A 1,289-nucleotide genomic window follows, 5' to 3' on the forward strand; every position below is an offset into this window, starting at 1 on the left:
GCCATACAAGCGCGCTGCCATGCGCGACCGCTGACATCAGGAACGCCCCTGACCACAAGAGCGCTATCAAGCAGATCACAGTAGCTGCGATGGATCTGGCCATGCGACTCCACTAGGTGCCTAACGCCAGAGTTAAGCCGAGACGCGTAGTGGAGCGAAGCACATGGCAAGCTTTACCTGCCATGTGTTTTGCGTAACGAAGCGGCTTCGGCTTGAACGACTTGTTAGGCCGCCGCACGCCCAGCTTGCGCCCGACCTTGCGACAGCCCAACCCCTGAGCCGAACACTACAACAAGTCTGGCCGAGCGGCCTGAGGCTGGCATTTGCCAGGGCCAAAGACAGAACACGCGACTCGCGCGGCCAAGAACTCTCACTGCACCCTGTCCGAAGCCGACTCGGCCGGTCAGATCTTGCGGAGAGTCGCGCCTGTCCGAAGCCGAGCTGCTGCAGGGCTGATTGCCGATGCCTGCACCGCGCGTGCGAGGTGCAAACGCTGCGGATAAGCGAGGCGCTACAGATCGCCTGGAACCCGGCAACAACAGTGCGGGAAACAAGGCCTAACACCTAAGTTAAGCTGCGCCGCGTAGTGGAGCAAACCACATGGCAAGCTGTACCTGCTATGTGGTTTGCGTAACGAAGCGGTGTCGGCTTGAACGCATTGTTAGGCCGCTGCCCCAGTGCTGTAGGGCGATTGGAACGGCTCTACAAACAGACCGAGGCTGACGGCCAACTCCACCGCGTTGGGGCAAGTGGTTGGCACACCAAGATACATGTAGTAGTCGTAGCCGACGTGGATGAAGGAGTTTGGCCCCTCAAGCTTGCACCAGAACTCCTCTTGCAACAGGCGTCCAAGCGTAGCTCCAACTTGTTCAAGTGAGAGGTGAGTGCCCTCGTCGAACGACAACATAGCCTCACCGTGGTTCTCCAGTCCATGAACCGCAAGAGTTGCCACCTTGGACTCGCGAAGGAACTCCAACGCAGCGGTGATGTATGCGCTCTCTACCCTCAGGTACTCAGTTTCCGTGAGCGGAACACCATCGAAGGCTCGCCCGACGTCATGGACCGAGCACCACTCATCACGGCTGTATCTACCACCTGCGTCGCGGTGAGCTGGGTTGTACTTTGTTACTCGATACTGAGGCACCGCTGACTCTCCCCCTGCGGCCTAACGCCTGAATTAAGCCGCGCCGCGAAGCGGCGTCGGCTTGAATGAATTGTTAGGCGGCAGCTCGTGCTTGCTACCCATTAGTCGTCAATTCCCTCGAGATCATCACCCGACCCCTTGGAGC

1 protein-coding gene is annotated in these 1,289 nt (G+C 59.0%); it reads right to left on the reverse strand.

Going from position 1 to position 1,289, the window contains the following annotated elements:
- Positions 1-661 precede the first annotated feature (661 nt).
- Positions 662-1,144: a hypothetical protein gene (locus ACW7G5_RS14765; RefSeq protein ID WP_457005772.1), complete on the reverse strand. Its 483-nt coding sequence runs from the start codon at positions 1,142-1,144 to the stop codon at positions 662-664.
- Between the last annotated feature and the right edge of the window lie 145 nt (positions 1,145-1,289).

It is taken from the genome of Luteimonas sp. A501 (assembly GCF_054052085.1).